General features: G+C 68.9%; 19 protein-coding genes. 17 read left to right on the top strand and 2 right to left on the bottom strand.

Annotated features, from left to right (window positions below):
• Positions 1-2: 2 nt before the first annotated feature.
• From AXZ95_RS14955 to AXZ95_RS14990, 8 genes are all read left to right on the top strand, one after another.
• A complete protein-coding gene (locus AXZ95_RS14955; RefSeq protein WP_018191988.1) occupies positions 3-710 on the top strand; it encodes a hypothetical protein in 708 nt (235 codons plus the stop codon).
• Positions 707-2,536 (top strand): hypothetical protein, encoded by a 1,830-nt coding sequence (locus tag AXZ95_RS14960; RefSeq protein ID WP_018191987.1) that lies wholly within the window; start codon positions 707-709, stop codon positions 2,534-2,536. Before AXZ95_RS14955 ends, AXZ95_RS14960 begins: the two co-directional genes overlap by 4 nt.
• Complete coding sequence (locus tag AXZ95_RS14965; RefSeq protein WP_018191986.1) at positions 2,533-3,384, top strand: A24 family peptidase; 852 nt, start codon at positions 2,533-2,535, stop codon at positions 3,382-3,384. The genes AXZ95_RS14960 and AXZ95_RS14965 overlap by 4 nt, the downstream gene beginning before the upstream one ends.
• A gap of 11 nt (positions 3,385-3,395) precedes the next feature.
• Complete coding sequence (gene pilM / locus AXZ95_RS14970) at positions 3,396-4,445, top strand: type IV pilus assembly protein PilM (protein ID WP_018191985.1); 1,050 nt, start codon at positions 3,396-3,398, stop codon at positions 4,443-4,445.
• 137 nt (positions 4,446-4,582) lie between these two features.
• The gene (locus AXZ95_RS14975; protein WP_231374463.1) at positions 4,583-5,116 is read left to right on the top strand and encodes a hypothetical protein; all 534 of its coding nucleotides are present in this window, start codon (positions 4,583-4,585) and stop codon (positions 5,114-5,116) included.
• A 1-nt stretch (position 5,117) separates the two neighbouring features.
• Positions 5,118-5,828 (top strand): hypothetical protein, encoded by a 711-nt coding sequence (locus AXZ95_RS14980; protein ID WP_018191983.1) that lies wholly within the window; start codon positions 5,118-5,120, stop codon positions 5,826-5,828.
• Between the two features lie 80 nt (positions 5,829-5,908).
• On the top strand, positions 5,909-7,021 hold the full coding sequence (locus tag AXZ95_RS14985; protein ID WP_026307274.1) for a hypothetical protein: 1,113 nt from the start codon (positions 5,909-5,911) through the stop codon (positions 7,019-7,021).
• Between the two features lie 21 nt (positions 7,022-7,042).
• Positions 7,043-7,537 carry a DUF6121 family protein gene (locus AXZ95_RS14990; RefSeq protein WP_018191982.1) on the top strand — a complete coding sequence of 165 codons (495 nt, stop codon included), beginning with the start codon at positions 7,043-7,045 and terminating at the stop codon, positions 7,535-7,537.
• 15 nt (positions 7,538-7,552) lie between these two features.
• Here AXZ95_RS14990 and AXZ95_RS14995 read toward each other — a convergent pair whose 3' ends face one another.
• Positions 7,553-12,067, bottom strand: coding sequence for an FtsK/SpoIIIE domain-containing protein (locus AXZ95_RS14995; RefSeq protein WP_018191981.1), 4,515 nt, complete (start codon positions 12,065-12,067; stop codon positions 7,553-7,555).
• A gap of 137 nt (positions 12,068-12,204) precedes the next feature.
• Here AXZ95_RS14995 and AXZ95_RS15000 point away from each other — a divergent pair, with 137 nt between their 5' ends.
• Genes AXZ95_RS15000 through AXZ95_RS15015 form a run of 4 tightly spaced genes read left to right on the top strand, consistent with a single transcriptional unit; the run spans position 12,205 to position 15,105 of the window.
• Complete coding sequence (locus AXZ95_RS15000) at positions 12,205-12,507, top strand: hypothetical protein (protein WP_018191980.1); 303 nt, start codon at positions 12,205-12,207, stop codon at positions 12,505-12,507.
• Complete coding sequence (locus AXZ95_RS15005; RefSeq protein WP_020487544.1) at positions 12,504-13,862, top strand: putative T7SS-secreted protein; 1,359 nt, start codon at positions 12,504-12,506, stop codon at positions 13,860-13,862. Before AXZ95_RS15000 ends, AXZ95_RS15005 begins: the two co-directional genes overlap by 4 nt.
• Before the next feature lie 14 nt (positions 13,863-13,876).
• Positions 13,877-14,497 carry a hypothetical protein gene (locus AXZ95_RS15010; RefSeq protein WP_018191979.1) on the top strand — a complete coding sequence of 207 codons (621 nt, stop codon included), beginning with the start codon at positions 13,877-13,879 and terminating at the stop codon, positions 14,495-14,497.
• Positions 14,494-15,105, top strand: a complete 612-nt coding sequence (locus tag AXZ95_RS15015; protein ID WP_018191978.1) for a hypothetical protein — start codon at positions 14,494-14,496, stop codon at positions 15,103-15,105. Before AXZ95_RS15010 ends, AXZ95_RS15015 begins: the two co-directional genes overlap by 4 nt.
• On the opposite strand, the gene AXZ95_RS15020 is transcribed toward AXZ95_RS15015, so the two are convergent.
• Positions 15,062-15,850 (bottom strand): hypothetical protein, encoded by a 789-nt coding sequence (locus AXZ95_RS15020; RefSeq protein ID WP_018191977.1) that lies wholly within the window; start codon positions 15,848-15,850, stop codon positions 15,062-15,064. The two genes, AXZ95_RS15015 and AXZ95_RS15020, sit on opposite strands and share 44 nt — an antisense overlap.
• 153 nt (positions 15,851-16,003) lie before the next feature.
• Between AXZ95_RS15020 and AXZ95_RS15025 the strand changes: the two genes are divergently transcribed.
• The 5 genes from AXZ95_RS15025 to rpsG all read left to right on the top strand — a co-directional run bounded on the left by AXZ95_RS15025 (position 16,004) and on the right by rpsG (position 19,694).
• Complete coding sequence (locus AXZ95_RS15025) at positions 16,004-16,300, top strand: WXG100 family type VII secretion target (RefSeq protein ID WP_018191976.1); 297 nt, start codon at positions 16,004-16,006, stop codon at positions 16,298-16,300.
• 118 nt (positions 16,301-16,418) lie between these two features.
• A complete protein-coding gene (locus tag AXZ95_RS15030; protein WP_018191975.1) occupies positions 16,419-17,465 on the top strand; it encodes a hypothetical protein in 1,047 nt (348 codons plus the stop codon).
• A 2-nt stretch (positions 17,466-17,467) separates the two neighbouring features.
• The gene (locus AXZ95_RS15035; RefSeq protein WP_018191974.1) at positions 17,468-18,490 is read left to right on the top strand and encodes a hypothetical protein; all 1,023 of its coding nucleotides are present in this window, start codon (positions 17,468-17,470) and stop codon (positions 18,488-18,490) included.
• Between the two features lie 359 nt (positions 18,491-18,849).
• A complete protein-coding gene (gene rpsL / locus AXZ95_RS15040) occupies positions 18,850-19,224 on the top strand; it encodes a 30S ribosomal protein S12 (RefSeq protein ID WP_011186743.1) in 375 nt (124 codons plus the stop codon).
• On the top strand, positions 19,224-19,694 hold the full coding sequence (gene rpsG, locus AXZ95_RS15045; protein WP_018191973.1) for a 30S ribosomal protein S7: 471 nt from the start codon (positions 19,224-19,226) through the stop codon (positions 19,692-19,694). Before rpsL ends, rpsG begins: the two co-directional genes overlap by 1 nt.
• The last annotated feature ends 24 nt before the right edge of the window (positions 19,695-19,718 follow it).

Genomic DNA, 19,718 nt, shown 5'->3' on the forward strand with positions numbered 1-19,718 from the left:
CCATGAGAATCCACCGGGCACTGAAGAACGACGAGGGCTATTCACTCGTCGAGCTGGTCACCGCCATGGGTCTTCTCGCCCTCATTCTGACGATGGCGACAGCGCTGTTCGTCAGCACGACGACCTCCACCGGACTCGCGCAGGGGATGGACGCCAACACCCGGGTCGCGACCAATGCGATGGATGAGATCGGTCGGGTGCTTCGCGTCGGTACGACCGTCGCTGTCACGGGGTCCGCGACTCCGCGAGCAGCCTTCGTCTACGCCGACCGTGAGCAGCTGGTGGTGTTCTCGAACATCGACGTGGACCCTTACGCCTCCGTCACGACCCTTCCCCCCAAGCCGACGATGGTGCGGTTCCGACTCGACGGCGTGCGGCAGCTGTGGGAAGACCGGCAGAGCCCAACGTCGTCGGGCATCTACTGGGTGTTCCCGGCCGCGATGGGCACTCCGGACAGCAGCCGATCGCTCGGTGGGACCGTGCTCGCTGCTCCCGCTGGTCAAGACGTCTTCTTCACCTATTACGACCAGACAAACACGGTGCTGTCGGTACCGGCGACGGGCGGGTTGAGCGCGACTCAGCTGGCGCAGGTCACGTCGGTCAAGGTGACCTTGCGGATCAAGGCGACGAATTCCCGTGCCGGGAAGGCGGTCACCGTCGTGAACACCATCCTGCTTCCGAACGTTTCCGTGACGAAGGTGACATCATGAACGGCCTGCGCGCCTCCCGGCTGCGGCTGCGCCGGGACCAGAGCGGTGTCGCCGTGCTGGCCGTCGTCGGTCTCGCGTCCGTCATGTTGATCGTCATCGCCACTGCGTTGACGGTGTCCGTCGGCGGGATGAAGCGCGCCACGAACGATGCGGACTGGAACGCCGCGCTCGCGGCTGCGTATGCAGGAGTCGACGAGTACGCCAGCCGGCTGGCCAACGACAGCACATACACCAAGTACGGCAACCCCGCGTCCACCTTCACGATCCGGACCGGCAGCAAGGACACCGTGACCCTCCCGACGGCGTCTCCGAATCCGGCTTTCGCAGTGGGGGCTGGGGCCGGTTGGGCGAGCGTCCCTGGAACGAGCGGCGCGGCCGCGTTCCGCTATGAGGTCGACAATTCGCAGTACACCCGCAATGGCGTCATCCGCGTACGCTCGACGGGGAAAGTCGGCTCGCAGACGCGCTCGGTCATCGCCAACCTGAAGCAGCAGGGTTTCTTGCAGTTCCTGTACTTCACCAATTACGAGATCATCGACCCGGCGATCCAGAATCTCGGATCGGGAGCCACGGCTTGCGTGCCGAGCTACGCGTTCAAGTCTGGCGGCACCATCACTCACAAGACGAACTGTCAGGAGATCGAGTTCGCCTCCAAAGACGTGATCAACGGTCCTCTCCACTCGAACGACGAACTCCGGATCTGCGGCACCACCTTCCTGGGCGATGTCTCGACGAGCAGCTCCCTCACGCCGAGCTGGGTGAACACCTGCCCGACGGGTGCGCTTCCGAAGTGGTACAACGGCGCCACAGGGCCCTCGCACAAGGATGCGCTCGACATCCCACCGACCAATCTGGCGATGGCGAACGAGGCTCGTGTGGACCTCAGCGATGTTCCGAGGCCCGGTTGCCTGTACACCGGTCCGACGACCATAACCTTCACGAGCGACGGCAAGATGCGGGTGGTGTCTCCGTGGACGAAGGTGACTCAGCCGTCCTTCACGTCAGGAATCGCTTCCAACAATCCGACGATGTGCGGCGCCCCCGGGGCAGGAACGGGCAACCTCGGTGACCCGAACGGTGCGGTCATCCCGGTGCTCGACAGCAATCTCATCTACGTGCAGAACGTCCCGGGGGCTCCAGCAGGCGGAGCCGCCGCCGATCCCAACTACAGCGCGACCCCGCCGAGCGGAGTGACCTGCACCAACGTCGGAGCGAAGAACGAAGGGTGGAGTTTCGGCGGGACCCAATATCCTGCGGCCACGGAGACGATCCCTCCGACGGCCAAGGCGTCGGCGCCCGCGTACGGATGTCGGAACGGCGACGCCTACGTGAAAGGCGTCATGAAAGGCGCTCTCACGATCGCGAGCCAGAACTACATCTACGTCACCGGCAGCATCACATACACGGACCGCGCGGCCGACATGCTCGGCCTCGTGGGGCAGAATGCGGTCTGGCTGCTCAATCAGATGGCGTGCACGACCTCGACCCGTTCCGCCTGCACGCCGCTGGTCGCGAATGCGGACGTCGAGATCGATGCAGCGATCCTGTGCGTCCAGCACACGTTCATGGTCCAGAACTACGAAGCGGCCGGGAAACGCGGCACTCTAACGGTGTTCGGTGCGATCGCCCAGTACTTCCGCGGACCGGTGGCGCAAGGTGACGGCTCCGGAGGAACGTCCTCCGGGTATGTGAAGAGCTACTGGTACGACCAGCGGCTCCGGTCGGCCGCTCCGCCCAAGTTCCTCGCCCCGACCTCGACGACCTATGGAGTGACGCAGTACTCGGATGTCTCACCGGCGTTCACCTCGGATGGAACGGCGCGATGAGCCAGACAACCAGCTACGTGTTCGCCTGGACTGCCTTCGCCGCCGTCCTCGGACTGCTCATCGGCTCCTTCGTCAACGTCGTGGTCTACCGCGTACCCGCTGGAATCTCCGTGGTGCGGCCCGGAAGCGCCTGCCCGAAATGCGGCAGCGCCGTCCGTCCGTTCGACAACATCCCCGTCCTGTCATGGCTCGTGCTCGGCGGGCGTTGTCGAGACTGTCGACAGCCCATCGCTGCGAGGTACCCCCTGGTCGAAGGGGCGGTGGGTGTGGGGTTCGGCCTGGTCGCATGGTGGCGGTGGCCGGCTCTCGCCGATGCAGCACAGGCAGGCTTGGCGCCGCTCATCGGACAGGCGCTCGTGCTCGCCGCTTTCCTCTACCTCAGTGCGATCACCGCAGCCCTCGCGCTCATCGATCTGGAGACTCGCACCCTCCCGAATGTCATCGTTCTCCCCGCCTATATCGTCGGTGGTCTACTGCTCTGCGCGGGAGCAGCGTTCATCGGGAGGCCGGAGGCGCTGGTATCGGCCGTCATCGGAGGCGCGGGCGCTTTCCTCCTGTACCTCGTTCTTGCGCTGGCCGTCCCTGGCGGGATGGGCTTCGGCGATGTGAAGCTGGCCGGCGTGCTGGGGATGTTCCTCGGCTTCCTCGGCTGGCCGCAACTGTTGGTGGGTGTCTTCGCGGCGTTCGTGCTCGGTGGTGTTTTCGGCATCATCCTGATGACAGTGCGCCGGGCAGGGCGCCGCACGGGCATCCCGTTCGGCCCGTGGATGCTCGGCGGTGCGTGGATCGGCGCTGTCGCCGGTCCCTCGATCGTCTCCGCTTACCTAGCGATTCTCGGCCTGGGCTGAAGGAGGGCCACATGAAAGACAGCATCGTCGGTGTCGACATCGGCAGCACATCCATTCGCGCCGTCGAGGTGGGCGGATTGCGCAGATCACAGCCCATCCTCCTGCGCTATCACGAGCTCCCGCTGCCGGAGGGGGCGGCCAGCCGAGGCGAGGTGTTGGAGCCGAACACGGTGGCTGCACTGCTCAAGCAGCTCTGGTCTCGTGGCGGATTCGGCACGAAGGATGCCGTACTCGGCATGGGCAATCAGCGCGTGCTGGCCCGGGACCTCACAGTCCCGCGCATGTCTTTGACCCGTATCAGAGAGTCGTTGCCGTTCCAGGTCCAAGAGATGCTGCCCGTCCCCGTGGCGGACGCCCTCCTCGATTTCTATCCGGTGTCCGAAGGAGAGAGCGAAGCCGGGCCGGTCATCAACGGTTTGCTGGTCGCTGCCGTCAAGGAGGCGGTTCTCGGCAATGTCAACGCGGTCCATCTGGCCGGCCTCAACCCGGTCGACGTGGATCTCATCCCGTTCGCCCTGTGCCGCGCGATAGTGAACCGGGGCCGGATCACCGGGACGGTAGCTCTCGTCGAGATCGGCGCGGCAACCACGAGCGTCGTGATCGCTGCGGAGAATATCCCGCATTTCGTCCGGATCATTCCGTCCGGCGGTGGCGATCTGACCGCTGCGCTGGTGGATGGTCTGGATATCGAGCCCCAGCAGGCTGAAATGCTGAAGAGGACGCTGGGCTTGGCTCCGGCCGTGTCGTCCCAGCAGGAGCAGAAGGCCGTCGAGATCATCTACCAGGTCGCAGGCGAGCTGCTGGGCAGCATCCGGAACACCATCAACTATTTCGTGAACACCCGTCCAGGCTCCTCGGTCGATCGGATCGTCATCACTGGTGGCGGGAGTCAGCTCGTCGGCCTCGGCGACGCGCTGTCCGAGATGACCCGGATTCCCGTGGAGGAGGCCGACCCGTTCACTGCGATCGGCTTGTCGCGACGCCTCGATGCGTCCGACCTCCGGTATCGCCGCGCGGCACTCACGGTGTCCCTGGGGCTGGCTCTCGGGAGGGTGGCATGAGCGCGCGCGGGCGGTCGCGGAGCGAAGACGGCCCCGTCATTGGTGGGGTGCCGCGCGTCGATCTCCTCCCGCCCGAGGTGCGTGCCCGGCGGAGGGCGCGAGCGCTCCGACGCTCTCTCGTTCTTGCCGTCGTCGGGGTGGCAGCCGCCGTTTCGCTGGCCACTGCCGGCTCGTTCGCCTACAACATCCAGGCGAACGTGGCCCTTGCAATGGAGCAGACGCGGACGACAAGCCTGCTGGGACAGCAGGCAAAGTATGCAGACGTACGCAGCATGCAGGACGACATCAAGCTCCTCCACGCTGCACAGGAGGTGGGCGCTTCTACGGAGATCCAATGGAAGGCATACCTGGAGAAGGTCCAGGCGACACTTCCGGCTGGCGTGTCGGTCCAGACCGTGGAGGTGGAATCCGCATCACCGCTGGCCGCGTTCCAGCAAGGAAGCACACCGTTCGAGGGACCGCGGGTCGCCACCATCACCTTTTCCGCAAGGACGGATTCGTTCCCTTCGACCCCGGAATGGCTGAAGGCGCTCGAGGGACTCCCCGGTTATGTGGACGCCACCCCGAATAACCTCACCCGAGACGAAGGCACGGGGTCCTACACGGTTTCGATCACCATGCACGTGAATGGTGACGTTTACGACGGTCGATTCTCCTCGAAGGACAAGTGACATGGACTCTAATCGGATCTGGTACATCGGTGCCGTCGTGGCAATGGTCGCGATCGTCGTCGGGGGGTGGTTCCTCGGGGTTCAACCTCAGCTCGACGCTGCGACCGCCGCCCAAACGCAACGCGCAAACATTCAGCGGCTCAACACGGTGAACGAGGCGACACTTCGGGCGTTGCAGGCCGAAGACGCCAAGAAGGGCGAGTTGCTCGACGAGTTCGCGCAGTTGTCCGCCTCGGTGCCCGCTCTCCCGCAGTTCCCTGCTTTCCTGGACGAGGTCAACCAGATCGCCACCAGCAACAACGTCGTCGTCTCGAACGCAACGACGTCCTCGAACGTCGCTTACGAGCCGGTTATCCCGGCTGCCGGGAAGTCGCCCGGTTCTTCCGGGACTGCGTCCCCAACCGCGACTCCTGCCCCCACTGCGAGCCCCTCACCGTCATCGTCGGCTCCGACCGGCGCGCCGGTCGTCACGAATCCGCTGATCACTTCGAAGAACTTCTACGCGGTCCCGGTCAGCTTCACGCTTACCGGTGACACCAGTGGCATCCTCCAGGTCGTGGACGGGATACAGAAGGGTAAGCGTCTGTTTCTGATCAACGGGCTCACCACTTCAGTAGCGCCGCCGGGAGCGACCATGCCAGAAGTTCAGGCACAGGTCTCCGGGTTCATCTATGTCGTTCGGCCCGATCACGCTGTGCAGGGCGCCGGGTAGCGGTACGCCTCCCTGGATTCGCGCCGCGCCGTTGCTACAGTGGGCGACGACGGGCCCGCCGGGCCGATAGAGGAGCCACGATGACCGACACGCCGGAGTCTGCGCCCAAGCGCGCGAGCTACGAGCCCGCGCCGGCCGACGAGCAGGCCGCAGCGGCGACCGCGCCGGCGGAATCCGCCGCCGCCGAGCCCGCCACCGACACGGGGGCACAGGTCGTCGAGCCGCCGTCGAATCCCGTTTCGGCCCGTGGTCACCTCAACCGTCCCGCAGACGACGCCGAGCAGGAGGCGGCCCCCGTGGCCGCCGCGCCGGCCGAGCCGCAGCGTCCCGCCGCGATCGCCGAGCCGGAGCCTGTCGTCGCGAGCGATGACGATGTCGCGGCCGCCATCGCCCGTAACAGCCCGCAGCCGGGAGCGACCGCCGCGGGCGACGCGACGGTCGACACCGCCTCACCTGTCGAGTCGGCCACTCCGGTGATCGTCGCAGCCGAAGCCGCCACTCTGAGCCAGGGCGACACCGCGACGACCGCGTATGGCAGCGTCCCGCCGGGCGCACCGGCCGCGGCCGCGACCACCGCCCCCGGCCCGCAGCCGGTCGCCCCGATCTACCTCACGCGCCCCGAGCCGCCGAAGAAGAAGAGCAACCGCGGCGTCGGCATCCTCATCGCCCTCGTCGGCACCGTCGCGTTCGCCATCCTGTGGGCCGGCGCCGTGCTCATCGTCGGGTCGCTGCTGACGCCGAGCAACGAGTTCGGCCCGGCGCTCCTCGAGTTCTTCACCGGTGGTCGCGCGTTCGGCATCCGCGGCTGGGCGCCCGTCGTGGCGTTCTTCATCGGGATGGTCGTGCTCATCCAGATCCTGAACCGCGCGCGCTGGTGGGCCTACATCCTCGGCGGCCTGTTCGTCGCGGTGTTCGTGTACTTCGTCTACATCGGCGCCGGCCTGATCGATGCCCAGTACTGGCTCCGCAACTCCGACGAGTTCGCGATCCTCATGCGCAGCGCCTGGGTGAGCCCCCTCGCTGTCCTCGCCGGCGTGATCGCCCGCGAGGTGTCGATCTGGACGGGCGCGTGGCTCGCCGCCCGCGGCCGCAAGCTGAAGGCGCGCAACGCCGAGGCGCAGGCCGACTACGACCAGCAGGTCGCCGACGCCCAGAACCAGGCCGTCGCCGCCTACGCGCAGCAGGGGTACTGACCGGGAGGACTCGCAGCCGACATGCGTGACGAGCGCGTCTACGCAACCGTCGTCGCCTTCTTCGCGACGGGGCTGTACCTCGCTCTGGTCGTCGCCGCGTTCGGCCTGGTCTCCCTCGCGACCGACAGCGATGTCGTCGCCGACCCGGCCGTCGGGCCGCTGGTCGGCCCCGTCATGGTGGTGGCGTCGGCGGTCATGCTGCTGGTGTTCCTCATCGTGCTCGGGACGCGCGTCCCGGCCGAACGCCAGCGGGTCTCGCCCGGTGTCGCGTTCGGCGTCGCGGTCGCCTGCTATGCCGTGTTCATCGCCGCGGGCGGTATCGCCGGTGCGGCCGGCGACCCGAACGACCCGTTCCACTACTTCCTGTTCGCGTTCGCCCAGCTCCTGCGCTGGCCCGCCATCACGATCGCGGTCCTCGCGTTCGCGGTGACGCTGCTCTACCAGCTGGTGCTCGTCGGACGCTTCCGGCAGCGCGGGCGTCCGCGCTGGCCGTGGGAGGGCGACGACGAGGAGTAGGCCCGCCCGACCGGGTCAGGCGCGGACGCGCGCCGGGAGGGACACATCCACCAGCGGCACCTGCACCCGCGTGAAGCCGCCCTTCTGGATGAACACACCGCGTCCCGGAGGGAACTCGGACCGGTTCAGGCGCGGCAGCGGCGTCTTCAGCAGGATGTCGCCCTCGACCGAGTCCGGCTGCAGCAGCAGTCCGCGTCGGCCGTTCTTCACCTCGCCGAGCAGCGGCCATGACGTGCCCCACGCGCTCGACTCCGCCTCCGCGACGAGCAGGTGATCGCTGCGCCGGATGGCGCGGATCAGCTCCACGATGGGGGAGTCGGCGGGCGTCTGCAGGAAGTCGCCGATGCTCTCGACGAACACCGCGATCCGCCCCTCGGTGTCCGGGTCGGCGATGGCGACGGCGAGGTCCTTCGCGAGCTCGGCGGCGTCCGCCGGCGTGAGCGCTCGGTCCGTCCACAGGCTCGACCCGGAGAGCGGAGACCGGGCGCTTCCCACGTAGTACAGCCGCGTCTCGGCGTCGAAGCGCGCCACCGCATCCGCCACCGCCGCCAACGCGGTCGTGCGACCGCTGGCCGGCGGTCCGGCGACGAGCAGCGTCCCCGATGGCTCGAAGCCGAGCGGGCCGAGGTCGATGTCGCCGATGCCGAGTACGGGCTGTCCGCCGACGCTGTTCGGAAGGGACGTGGGGTCCAGCTCCTTCGGCATCGAGCCGACCACGGGCGCCTCCGGGATGCCGGCGCGCTCCATCGCCTCCGCGAGACGGCGGACCGCCTCCGACTGGTCCGCGACGGCACGCGACCCGCCGAGCACGGCGATCTGAGTCTCGTAGCCGTCGACGATCGCGCGGCCGGGAGGGGAGGCGGGCGAGAGGATGTCGCTGGGCACGTCGAGCATCCCGTACCCGTCGTCCGCCAGCCGCAGCACGACGCGGCGCTGAACCAGCGAACCGATCGCGGTGGGGACGGCGCCGGCACGGTCGCCGGTCAGCGCCACGTGCATCCCGAGCCGCCGGCCGTCGGCCAGCAGGTCGCGGAACACGTCGTACCACTGCGACCGCCCGGCCGGGATCTCGAAGTCCTCGCGGAAGCTGGGGAAGCCGTCGACGAGAAGCAGGATGCGCGGCTCCTCCTGGCGGCCGGTCAGCGACCGGTACTCGGTGATGTTGGACGCGTTCGCTTCGGCGAAGCGCGGCCCGCGGTCTTCGAGCGTCTCCTTCAGCATCCGGAACAGCCGGATGATGCGCTCCGGGTCGTCGCCGGGGATGATCGAGCCGACGTGCGGGAGCTTCTCCAGCATCCGCAGGCTGCCCGCCCCGAAGTCCAGACCGTAGACGTGCACGGGGCCGCCGCGCGGAGTGATCGCGGCGGCGGAGGCGAGGGTGCGGAGCACCGTGGACTTGCCGGAGCCGCCGGTGCCGTAGACGGCGAGGTTGCCGTCGACATCGGGCTGGAAGTAGACCGGGCGTTGCTCCTGGCGGTCCGGGATGTCGGCGACACCGAGCAGCAGTTCCGCGTCGGTGCGCTGCCGCAGCAGCCCGAGGTCGTAGGCGGCGGCGAGCTCGTCGAGCCACGGACGGCGGGGAGCCGGGATGTGCGCGGCCGACTGCGCGCGCACGATCGCGGCGACCATCCGCTGCTGGTCCGTGGGGCCGAGGTCGCGCTCCGGCTCCTCGGCGGGCCGCTCCTCCTCCCAGCGCACCTCGCCGCCGAAGCGGAGCTCGGCGACCTCGACGCCCGCCCGCTCGGGCTCGCGGGTAGTCCAGCCGCCGGCGTAGGCCGACTGGAACCGCACGAGACGCCCGGGCCCGGTCTTCGCCATGCCGCGGCCGGGGATGCTCGGGTCGAAGTGTGCGGCGTCGGCGACGCCCACGACGTCCTGGCTGTCCGACTCGTCGGCCATGCGCAGCGCGATGCGGAGGTTGGTGTTGGCGCGCAGGTTGTCCTTGATGACACCCGCCGGCCGCTGCGTCGCCATGATGAGGTGGATGCCGAGTGAGCGTCCGCGCTGGGCGATGTCGACGACGCCGTCGACGAACTCCGGCACCTCGCCGACCAGCGCGGCGAACTCGTCGATGACGAGCACGAGCGCGGGCGGGCTGTCCGGATCGCCGCGCTTCTCCAGCTCCAGCAGGTCCTTCGCCTTCTTCCGGTTGAGCAGGTGCTCGCGGTAGTGCAGCTCGGCCCGGAGGCTGGTGAGCGCACGGCGCACCAGGTGCGGGCTCAGGTCGGTGACGAGGCCCACGCAGTGCGGGAGGCTGACGCAGTCGGCGAACGCGGACCCGCCCTTGTAGTCCACGAACAGGAAGGTGACGCGGTCGGGGCTGTACTCGGCGGCCATCCCGAGCACCCACGCCTGCAGGAACTCGCTCTTGCCGGCGCCGGTGGTGCCCCCGACGAGGGCGTGCGGTCCCTGCGTGCGCAGGTCGAGGTGCATGGCGTCGACGCCGGCCGACCCGATGGTCGCGCGCAGCGTGCCGGGTCGGCGTCGCGTGGGCTTCGCGCCGGCGGTGCGGTCGTGGATGGAGGCGTTCTGCCGCCAGCGGTCGACCACCGCACTCGACGACTCGGCCAGCTCGTGTCCGAGCAGCGTCACCAGCGACACGGAGCGCGGCAGGTCGCTGGCATCGGCGACGAGGGCTCCGGCGTCGATGACGGGGGCCATCCGCTTGGCGTAGTCGAGCGCGGTCGCGGCGCTGACCGGCTCGGTGACGACGTCCTCCACCGTCTCGCCGATGCGGACGAAACCGGCCCGCGCGCGGTGCGGCTGGTCGGTGTGCTGAAGGAACGTGCGGCAGACGGCCGGGAGCCGGTCGACGTCGTCCGAGATCCACACCGGGAAGACGCCGGCGTCGGCCGCCGCCTCGGCGAGCTGCACGAGGCGGGCGCGGTCGACGGCGACATCGTCGGAGATGACGACGATCACGGCGGGGACCGGCGATGGCGTCCCGTTGCTGGTCTGCGAGCGTCCGACCTCCGCGCCGCGCTCGAGGGCGGCGCTCTCCTGCTCCATGGCACCACGCCGCTGCGGGGCGGCCTTCGCGGCCGCGAGGCGTTCCTCGACGAGGCCCTCGAGCGAGCTCAGCACGCCGGCGGCCGAGGATGCGCTGTCGGCGAGGTGAGCGCCGGCCAGCGGGCTGTGCGGGGACGAGGTGTGCGGCATCCACTTCAGCCAGCCGAGCTCGCGCGACCAGCGCGGTGAGACGAGGGCGGCGACCGCCAGCTCGGAGGGGGAGTGCAGGGCGGTGAGCTGGACGAGCACCGAGTTCACCGATCCCGCGATGAGGTCGGCCGGTCCGGCGATGCCGAGCGCTCCGGACTCGTACAGGTTGTCGAGCACCGGGACGTCCTCGACCAGGGCGTTGTCGGCGATGACCGCGTCGAGGCGCTCCTGGAACTCGACGATCAGCTCGCCCCGGTCGACGGCCTGCACGGTGTTCCGCGAGCGCATGGTGCCCCGGCCCAGCTGCAGGTTGAGGAACGACCAGTGCTCCGGGCGCCGCGTCCAGAGCAGCGGGCCGCGGCGGACCGCCTCGGCGAGGGCGTCCGCGGTGGTCGGCGTCTCCGCCTGGCGCAGCTCGACCTCCATGGTGCGCTCCTGCTCCAGCTTGCTGGAGAGCGCCTCGAGCCGCTGCTCGAACAGCGCGATCTGCTTCTTGAGCTTCCGCTTGCCGCGGGTGCGGCCGCTGATGTAGTTGCCGACGAGCATCACCGGCGACAGCAGCACGAAGAGCAGGCTGGTCGGGTTGTGCGTCAGGAAGAACATCGCACCGCCGAGAAGCAGCGGCGTGATCATGGCGAGCAGGGGGAAGGGCGGGTCGTCCTTCTCGCCGGGCACCTCGGGCGCCTGGAAGACCTGCCCGGAGTATCGCCGCTCGACGCGCGGCGACCGGTTGAAGAACACCGGGCCCGCGGTGGGCGGAGCCGCCGGCAGCTCGGACCCCGACTTCACCTCGAGCTCCACCTCGGTGTCGCCGAGCAGCAGCGTCTCCGACCGCCGCACGGTGAACCGGGTCACCAGCCCGCCGTCGACCACGACACCGTTCGCCGAGCCCAGGTCGACGACCTCGACGCCGTCGCCCGCCTCGAACCGCACGTGACGCTTCGAGACGAGGGGATCCTGCAGAACGATGTCGCACGACTCGTCGCGACCGAGCACCGTGGTCCCGGCACGCAGAGGGAACTCCGTGCCCTCCTGCGGACCGCTGAGCACCCGCAGCGTCGCGACAATCGGCACGTCGCCGAGTTCGGGGGAGACGTAGTGGAGGCCGGCGTCGGCCAGCGCGACCGTCGCACCACTGCCGATCCACGCCTCCCCGACCGGGGCGTCCGGCGGCAGGACGAGCGGATCGGCCTGTCCGGGAAGCTGGGCGCGGAGCGTCAGCGCGCCTGGCGCGGCGACCGGTCCGGTGCGCCGCGGATCGATCCGCGCCACGGTCGAGGCAACCTCGGCGATGCTGGCGGCGGCGTCGGCGGTGACGACGATGTCATCGCTGCTGCCGGACGGGCGGGCGAGAGTCAGTTTCAGTCGCACTTCAGCACCATACCCATCTCCTCGCCCGCACGTGGATGGGGACCGCTCCCCATCGCTTCCCCGCTGGTCCACCGGTACGTTGCTGAAGGCAGGATGACCGGAGGACTCCGGCGGTCGCCACCGGAAGGGGAGGAACAGTGTCCGATCTCGTACTCAAGCTGGACGAGCTGGTGCAGCTGCGCGATGACCTCGACGCCGTCGTGCGCGAGTTCCAGAACGCCGACGACTTCAGCGACTCCGTCGCCGAGGCGACCGGGCACGACGACCTGCACAGCCACGTCCGCGACTTCGCCCACAAGTGGAACGAGAAGCGCAAGGAGATGACCGAGAACGTGAAGAACGTGCAGCAGGTCATCGCCGCGGTGGCGGACAACTTCGTGAAGGTGGACGGCGACCTCGCCAAGGCGCTGGACGAGAAGAAGGGTGCGGACCACAAGTGAGCGACAAGGAGTTCCAGCCGCTGACCGGCGACCCCGACGTCCTGGAGGCGAAGGCCCGCCACTACGAGTCGATCGGCGAGGCGATCCAGCGCTCCGTGAAGGAGCTCAACAAGATCCACGACCTCGACGGCTACAAGTCCCAGGCCGTATCGAAGCTGCAGGAGATGTCGAAGGACACCGCAGAAGACATCAACAAGGCCAAGGACCGCTACTCGAAGACGGCGAACGCGCTGATCACGTACGCCGCGCAGCTGCGCGAGGCGCAGGACGACGCCGACAAGGCCATCGCGCTGATCGAGCAGAAGCAGAGCGCGGCGGATGCGGCGCACAAGGCGGCGACGACCGCCCACACCGACGCGCAGAAGGCGAAGCCGGAGGACGCCGCGACCGCAGGTAAGTCGGCCGACAAGGCCGACGATGCCGCCCGCGACGCGAACGCAGCCCTGCAGGCGGCGCACCAGGCCTGGTACGACGCCCGCGACAAGAAGAACCGCGCGGCCGAGAAGGCTGTCGACGCGATCGTCGACGTCGTCGACCACCACAACAACGGCCTCAAGAACCCGGGCTTCTGGGACAAGGTGATGGATGTCATCGAGACCATCGGCGACATCGCCGGGGTCCTGGCGATCTTCCTCTCCTGGGTTCCGATCCTCGGCCAGGTACTGGTCGTGATCGCGCTGGTCGCATCCATCATCAAGCTGGTCGATGCCGTCGTGAAGTTCGCGAACGGCGAGGGCACGTTCCTCGACATCATCGGAGCCGCCGTCGGCGTCGCGCTGAGCCTCTTCGGCGGACGCATCTTCGCGTTCCTCGGAAAGGCCGCGCGCATCAAGGCGCTGGCCCGTGCTCCGCGACTGGTCGGCGGCGTGCGCACCAGCCCGAACGCCATGCTCAAGATGCAGATCGGCAAGCGCTTGATGAAGTCGGCGACGAAGAAGCTCTTCGAGAAGCCGCTCAACGACGTCAACCCGGTCAAGATCTGGCAGGCCGCCGGCGAGTCGGCCGCCGGCCAGCGCGCCGCGTACAAGGCCCTGGTGACGGACGGCGCCGACAAGGCGAAGGCGATGCGGACGCTGCTCGGCATCGACCAGAACGTCGTGCGGGCCGTCTCGCATGACGTCGGCGCCCGCGAGGTGAACCCGCTCACCGTCGTCGCCGCGTACCACCAGGGCACCGCGCTGATCAACAAGGGCATCGAGCTGGTCAACGCTCCGGGCAAGGTGGACGAGATCGCCAACAAGTTCGACGGCGGCAACCACACCGATCTGCCGAAGATCCCCAGCATCGACCTGCAGAAGTTCGCGCTCGGCCAGGCGGACAAGTATGTTCCGACCTACAAGAGCAACAACGGCTGAGGAGGCTGACCCGTATGACGCTGCGCCCGCGCGACATCGTCGACTTCACGTTCGAGGCCCCGGAGGGCTGGTACGACGTCGAGCTGCTGAGCGAAGACCCTCGAGGGGACTGGCCGGAGCGATTCGCGGCCACCCTGGACGCGGGTGAGCAGGCGGCCGGCCTGACGGCCCAGCTCCGCGCCCTGCAGCAGGTGCTGCACGCCGAGGACCCGACCGGAGCCACCCGCGCGCGGGTGTACATCCCGATCCCGTCGGCGGGCGTCCTCAACGCATACCAGACGTTCGAGCTGCTGCAGCTCGAGGTCGACGACAGCCCGGAGAGCTACCTGGCGGCGACCGACGCGGATGCGGCCGAACGCCGCCCCGGCTACGAGACCCTCGGCTACCGCTCCTGGCGCACGGCCCACGCGGTCGGGGAGCTCGTCGGCTTCACGCACCTGACAGCCCTCGCCGACGACGACGCGGGCGACGCGCTCCTGGAGCAGCGTGTGGTCTTCGCGATCTTCCCGGTCGGGTCCGCACAGGCGTTCCACACCGTGTTCCGATCGGGATTCATCGGCGGCTTCGACGACATGGTCACCGACACGCAGGCCATCGCCGACTCGCTGCGCGTCACTCTGGGGGAGTTCGCATGACCGACGCACGTCTGACCTCGCTCGACGATGAGCTCACCATCGTCTTCCCCGGCACGTGGGTGATGATCCCGCTGCACGACGAGGAGGCGGCCTCCCGGCGCATCGCGCGCCTCGTCACCGAGCGGGTCGGTCGCGCCGACCGGCTGGCGCGCGTCCGGCGCACGGCGAAGACCGAGCTGGAGCACCTGGTCGCCCTGGCGGACGCGACCTCTGCTTTCGCCCTCGCGCTCTCGATGGAGATCCTCCCGGGGGTGCCGTTCCCCGCCTCCATCGTGCTGTCGCGCGAGGAGTGGCCGACGACACCCGGACCGGACGACGACACCGCCACGCACCTGCAGCGCTGCTTCCCGGACGACGACGCGCTCGAGTTCTCCATCGGGCCGGTGCGACGTCGATCGCAGGTCCGGCAGACGACCTACGACGAGCAGTCCGCTCCTGAACTGGTGGCCGACTACCGGTTCGCGGTTCCGGACGGCTCGCGACTCATCCACGCGCGCATCAACGCGCCGATGGCGACGGCTCCGGAGCTCTACCTGGAGTTGTTCGACGCGATGATCGACTCGATCAGCTTCCGCGCGCCTCTCGTGCAGCCGGCCTCCGCCCGCTGACCTTCCGTCCGCTCACCTTCCGCCCGCTCGCCCGGCGGCGGTACTCGCGGACGATCAGCACGACGGTGGTCACAACGAGCGCCGCCGTCACAACGGTCCAGACGACCGCGCCGATCGGGCCGACCGGCCAGAACAGCCAGCCGGCGACGAGGAACGACGCGAGACCGTAGGGGATGCCGGCGACCAGCACGGCGCGTCCCGGTCGCCAGCCGAGGAACATGATCTCGGTCCAGAACGCCGTCCAGCGCGTCATCCGGACCGGGAGCAGCGACAGTGCCGTCTTGCCGACCGTCACCGGCCCGATGACGTTGCGCGACCATCCCGTGCTCGACAGCCGCTCGTCCGCGTACGACGGCCGAAGGCTGCGGACCACGTACGTCCACGAGAGCACGGCGAGCGAGACCGATCCGAGCGCGAGCGCGACGAACGCGTACCCGAGCAGCGGGACGAGCACGACGAGGGCGAACACGAGGAACAGCACGATGATCACGGTGTCACCGCCCGTGACGAACTCGCGGGAGTTGAAGTCGGGGTTCGTGCTCCAGAGACCGAAGGGCAGGGCGGCGGGGAGAGCCACCGTGACCGCCCCGAGCACCGTCCACACCAGGGCCACCAGCAGGTATCCGAGAGGGCGGAGCGCGCGCTCGGCCTGCGACGGCGGTGTCGAGGAGCGGTCCGAACGCGACCTGGTTCCGCGTGCAGCGGCGGAGTTCGGGTTCGGCTTCATCGGGCTGTACGACGGCATGGCAGCCACGCTATCCCGCTGGCCCGGCGAGCGTGAACTCCGACGGATGGGGAGTGCTCCCCATTCCGTCCTCTCCGCAGGCCTGGTTAGGTGGACGTAGCTGGTCGGCCCCGGGGGTACGGCCTCTTTCGAACCGAAGGGATAAGGACCGTCATGGCCAACATGAACGTCACGTACGGCGAGATGACCGATGCCGCCAACCGCCTCATCGCGGGCAAGGACGACATCACCGCGAAGCTCCACGAGCTGCAGAACCTGGTGAACGGGCTCGTGAACGGGGGCTTCGTCACCGACCAGGCGTCCGGCGCCTTCCACACCTCGTACGAGCAGTTCACCAAGGGCACCACCGAGGCGGTGAACGGACTCGACGGGATGTCGCAGTTCCTCACCAAGGCGGCCGACGCCCTGCAGAACGTCGACAGCGAGCTCGCCAAGGGCATCGGCGGCTGAGCCGAACCCACACGACAGCGGAGCGCGGGTACCCCGAAAGGGTGCCCGCGCTCTTCTGCGTCCCGCCCCTAAGCTGACTGTCGGCCGATCGGTATCCGGCCGGTATGGGGGAGTCCACGTGAGCACCGAGTCCGAAGCCGCGCCCGCGAAGCGCACCGTCCGCGTCCGCTGGTTCTGGTGGGTCCTCGCCGCCGCTGCCGTGCTGTGCACGGCCGTCGGCGCCTTCTTCTCCGTCACCACCGTCGCGGCGGCGCAGAGCATGCCGCGCACCGTAGTCGCGCGTTATCTCGACGCCCTCGTCCACGGCCATGCCCGCGAGGCGATGACACTGGGCGGGATCACTCCGCGCTCCGGCGACATCCTGCTGACCCAGAAGGCCTACGCGACCGCGACCGACCGCATCACCTCGTTCACGCTCGGGGCCCCGGTCACCCGCAAAGGCGTGACGACGGTGGATGCGACGGTCGAGCAGGGCGATCGCCCGTACCACCGCTCCTTCCGCGTCGTCCGCGCGGGCGGCCTGCCGTTCCTCCCGCTGTGGAAGCTGGCGCCCGTGACGCCGGACACCGTCGAGGTCGAGACCCCCGGTCCCAGCGGCCTGAGCTTCACCATCGCGGGTGTCACGCCGTCGAGCGATGACGCTGTTGCGAAGCTGCGCGCCCTCCCCGGCAGCTACCCGGTGAAGGTCAGCTCGTCGAGCGCCGACTACTCCGCGAAGAGCGGTGTCGCCATCTCGCACCCGGTCGGCAGCGTCGTCACTCCGACGGTGTTCGCCGCCGAGCTCTCCGAAACGGGCTACGCGGATGCGAAGAAGGCCGTCGAGGACTGGCTGGACGCCTGCCTCGCCACGCAGGACGCCGCTCCGGCGAACTGCCCGTTCCTGGTGAAGGACGAGACGGCGAACGGCGTCCGGCTGAGCGACCTGCGGTGGGCACTGGTGACGCGCCCCGAGGTCGACATGTACGGAGACTGGCACGACGGAGGGTGGGACGTCCGCGGCTCCGGCGGCTCGGTCACGGCGACGGCGAAGGTGACCAGGCTCGCCGACGGCGCCACCGGGCAGGTCTCGACGGGCGACATCCCATTCGCGTACTCGGGCACGGTCACCTTCACCGGCGACGGTGCGGTCTTCACGCCGGCGCGCGGCGACGGGTCCCAGGGCTGACCGTGGAGAAGTCGAAACGGACGGCGCTGTGGCTGGGCGCCACGGCGGCGGTACTCGCCACGCTGGCGGGCGCCGTGATGTCGGTCGCGACGATCGGCATGGCGCAGGACCTTCCGCGCACCCTGGTCGCGCGGTACCTGACCGCGCTCGAGCACGGCAAGGCGGAGCAGGCGATGCGCATCGCCGGGATCCACCGGTCGGCCGGGGACATCCTGCTGACCGACACGGCGTATGCCAAGGCCACGCATCGCATCACGTCGTTCACCGTCGGCCACCCGGCGACCCGGTCGGGCCGCACGACCGTTGAGGCCGTCCTCACGCAGGGCGACCAGGAGCAGCGCCGTACGTTCGCGTTCGAGCGGACCGGCGGGCTCCCCGGCGTCCCGCTCTGGCGCATGGCGAAGGTCGCACCGGACACGGTCTCGTTCGAGGTGCAGGCGCCGGACGGGATGGCCTACTCCATCGCCGGCATCAGGCCCGTGAAGCAGGCGCTGCGCACGATCGTCGCATTCCGCGCTCTCCCGGGCAGCTACCCCATGAGCTTCACGTCGCCCAACGCCGCCTACCGGATCTGGGATGCGGACGTGGCATCCAGCCCGTCCGACCGGGCGAAGACCACCCGCTTCCCGGCCCAGCTCTCGTCCGACGGCGACACCGCCGCGCGCGCCGCGGTCGACGCGTGGCTGGACGCGTGCCTGGCGACGACCGTTCCCGATCCGGCCGGATGCCCGTTCGTCGTGGACGACACGACCGACGACGGCTACACGGTGAGCGGCGTCCAGTGGAAGCTGGACCAACGCCCCCTCGTCGCGGTCGACTCCTCGTGGGCGCACGGCGGATGGATGGTGTCGAGCGACGAGGGGACCGTCGAGGCATCCGGAACGGTGACGAGCCCCACCGACGGCTCGACCGGCCCGGCGTCGACGGATCCGTTCTCGTTCCAGTACTTCGGATCCGTGACGTTCGGCCCGGGCGGCGCCCCCGTGTTCACGCCCCAGTACGAGGACGGGACGACCCAGGGCTGACGGGTGCCGCAGTGGGTTTCGCCCTGCGCGGACACCGGCCGCCCGCACCCGTGCTCATTTGACCGACCGGCCCCCGGCGGATAGTATTTATCGGGTGTGCGCTCTGTCGCGCGCTTGCTTCGTGCCCGGTTTCCGGGCCAGGAGCGAGCGGGTTGGCACGTACTCATCCGATGGGCAGGGAGACCGCACGGGACCCCGGCCCCCACGGCATATCGGCCGGCTCTGCCGTCCGATTCCCCCAAGTGCCGTTCCACCCGACGACAGCCTCCATCGTTCCGATGACGGGCGCGAAGCCGGTGGGTGGCTCATGGGGAAGAAGCAACAACTGTCACCGTGCAGTCCATATAAGGAGAAGTTCAGTGCCAACCATTCAGCAGTTGGTCCGTAAGGGCCGGACGCCGAAGGTCACCAAGACCAAGGCTCCCGCCCTGAAGGCCAACCCGCAGCAGCGCGGCGTGTGCACGCGTGTGTACACCACCACCCCCAAGAAGCCGAACTCGGCGCTCCGCAAGGTCGCCCGTGTGAAGCTGTCGAACGGGACCGAGGTCACCGCTTACATCCCCGGTGAGGGCCACAACCTGCAGGAGCACTCGATGGTGCTCGTCCGCGGCGGTCGTGTGAAGGACCTCCCGGGTGTCCGCTACAAGATCGTTCGTGGCGCCCTGGACACCCAGGCCGTGAAGAACCGCAAGCAGGCTCGCAGCCGTTACGGCGCGAAGATGGAGAAGAAGTAATGCCTCGCAAGGGTCCCGCTCCGAAGCGCCCCGTCGTCGCCGACCCCGTGTACGGCGCGCCGGTCGTCAGCCAGCTCGTCAACAAGATCCTCCTCGACGGCAAGAAGGGCCTCGCCGAGCGCATCGTCTACGACGCGCTCGAGGGTGTCGCCACCAAGTCCGGCCAGGACGCGGTCACCACGCTGAAGAAGGCTCTCGACAACATCCGTCCGACCCTCGAGGTCCGCTCCCGCCGTGTCGGTGGCTCGACCTACCAGGTGCCGGTCGAGGTCAAGCCGCACCGCGCGAACACGCTCGCGCTCCGCTGGCTCACCAGCTACGCCAAGGGTCGTCGCGAGAAGACGATGACCGAGCGTCTCCAGAACGAGATCCTGGACGCGTCCAACGGTCTCGGCGCCGCTGTCAAGCGTCGCGAGGACACGCACAAGATGGCCGAGTCGAACAAGGCCTTCGCCCACTACCGCTGGTAAGCACCGCACCGCGGTAATAAATCT

It is taken from the genome of Leifsonia sp. 115AMFTsu3.1 (assembly GCF_004362795.1).
Lineage (GTDB): Bacteria > Actinomycetota > Actinomycetes > Actinomycetales > Microbacteriaceae > Leifsonia.

Excerpts from the sequence above, each read along its gene's own strand:
- AXZ95_RS15025 (WP_018191976.1), top strand. The coding sequence starts at position 16,004 with ATGGCCAACATGAACGTCACGTACGGCGAGATGACCGATGCCGCCAAC.
- rpsG (WP_018191973.1), top strand. The coding sequence starts at position 19,224 with ATGCCTCGCAAGGGTCCCGCTCCGAAGCGCCCCGTCGTCGCCGACCCC.
- AXZ95_RS14955 (WP_018191988.1), top strand. The coding sequence starts at position 3 with ATGAGAATCCACCGGGCACTGAAGAACGACGAGGGCTATTCACTCGTC.
- AXZ95_RS14985 (WP_026307274.1), top strand. The coding sequence starts at position 5,909 with ATGACCGACACGCCGGAGTCTGCGCCCAAGCGCGCGAGCTACGAGCCC.
- AXZ95_RS14960 (WP_018191987.1), top strand. The coding sequence starts at position 707 with ATGAACGGCCTGCGCGCCTCCCGGCTGCGGCTGCGCCGGGACCAGAGC.
- AXZ95_RS14980 (WP_018191983.1), top strand. The coding sequence starts at position 5,118 with ATGGACTCTAATCGGATCTGGTACATCGGTGCCGTCGTGGCAATGGTC.
- AXZ95_RS14965 (WP_018191986.1), top strand. The coding sequence starts at position 2,533 with ATGAGCCAGACAACCAGCTACGTGTTCGCCTGGACTGCCTTCGCCGCC.
- AXZ95_RS15010 (WP_018191979.1), top strand. The coding sequence starts at position 13,877 with ATGACGCTGCGCCCGCGCGACATCGTCGACTTCACGTTCGAGGCCCCG.
- AXZ95_RS15015 (WP_018191978.1), top strand. The coding sequence starts at position 14,494 with ATGACCGACGCACGTCTGACCTCGCTCGACGATGAGCTCACCATCGTC.
- pilM (WP_018191985.1), top strand. The coding sequence starts at position 3,396 with ATGAAAGACAGCATCGTCGGTGTCGACATCGGCAGCACATCCATTCGC.
- AXZ95_RS15020 (WP_018191977.1), bottom strand. The coding sequence starts at position 15,850 with ATGCCGTCGTACAGCCCGATGAAGCCGAACCCGAACTCCGCCGCTGCA.
- AXZ95_RS14990 (WP_018191982.1), top strand. The coding sequence starts at position 7,043 with ATGCGTGACGAGCGCGTCTACGCAACCGTCGTCGCCTTCTTCGCGACG.